Below are 1434 nucleotides of genomic sequence, written 5' to 3'. Positions count from 1 at the left end.
ACCGACAAGTCGTCGACCGACGCACAACTCTTCCCCGAAGTCATCGGTGAGACCGCTTGACCGGAACAGACAAAATCTGCACAAGCACACGAAGCGCCCGCGCGAATGAGGGCCGCCGTCGAAGTCAGCACGGTGCCCAAACTGCACGCTGAAGCTGATCATGCTTCCTACAGGGTTCTGCGACGACCACGGCGCAGACATGACGGCGACAACAGCTCCCAGCCCCTACTGACACCGTCCTGCCCAGGACGCCCGAATCCGAAGTCTTGTCCTAGTCGGATTGCCCTCGAATCAGAGGCTCCGCGCATTATTCGACCGATCCGTGAGAAGGCGGGTCGCTAAAGAGAGGAACACCTGCGATGGAGTTCGGTATTTTCATTCCCAGTGCTCGGAATGGTTACCTCATTTCTGAGGCTGCTCCACAGTACTCGCCGACGTACTCGCACATGAGGGAGATCATCCAGGCGGGTGAGGAAAACGGGTTCTCCTTTGCCCTGTCGTTGTCGGCGCTGCGCGGGCACGGTGGTACGACGGGGTTTTGGGACGACGCACTGGAGTCGATGACACAGATGGCTGCCCTTGCCCGGGACACGACGACGATGAAGCTGATTGGCTCCGTGAATATTCTGGCGATCCATCCGGCGATCGCGGCGCGGATGGCGGTGACGATCGACCAGATCAGCGAGGGGCGTTTCTCACTCAACATCGTTCCCGGCGGCTGGCACCCCCGTGAGCTCGAGGTCATGAATGTGTGGCCCGGCTATGAGTACAACAACTACCGCTGGGAGTACGCGGGTGAGTACTGCCAGGTGGTGCGCGAGCTCTGGGAGAACGGCGTCTCGAACTTCAAGGGCAAGCACTTCCAGTATGACGATCTGCGGATGGGCCCGAAGCCAGACAATCACGTGAACATCGTGTGTGCCGGCGCCTCGGACGACGCCATCGCATTCACCACGAAGTACGCCGACTACTCGTTCCGCCTGGCCTGGGGAGGCGTGGACGCCCTCGAGGAGGTCGTGGGCAGGTTCAACGAGCAGATGGAGAACGCGGGGCGGACCATCCGGCCGTTTGTGGCATTGGGTGTTGTCCTCGCTGACACCGACGAGGAAGCGGAAGCAAAACTGCAGAGCTACATCGACAGCCCGGATCGGGGCGTGATGGAGTACGTGATCGGGCAGGCATCCACCGATTCCGCCAAGGGCGGCACCTCAGAGATCCTCGCCGGGGTCGACGCCAAGGGATTTGTGCAGTTTTCGACGGATTTCATCACCGGTTCCCCGGAGAGTATCGCGCGCCAGCTCGACGAGTGGGCCGAACTCGACGTCGCCGGATTCATGCTGATCTTCCCGGACTACGTGGAGGACATCAAGCGGATGGGGCGTGAGGTGTTCCCACTGATGAAGAACTTTACCGCGGTGCAGGCGCTGCAGAACG

The 1434-nt window shown here is 60.9% G+C and carries 1 protein-coding gene; it reads left to right on the top strand.

Going from position 1 to position 1434, the window contains the following annotated elements:
• Positions 1–359: 359 nt before the first annotated feature.
• A partial coding sequence (locus ACFWJO_RS39140; RefSeq protein WP_386872990.1) for an LLM class flavin-dependent oxidoreductase occupies positions 360–1434 on the top strand: 1075 nt, incomplete at its 3' end.

This window comes from Streptomyces sp. NPDC127092 (genome assembly GCF_042722475.1).
Classification (GTDB): Bacteria; Actinomycetota; Actinomycetes; order Streptomycetales; family Streptomycetaceae; genus Streptomyces.
This window is presented reverse-complemented; position numbering and strand designations above follow the sequence as displayed.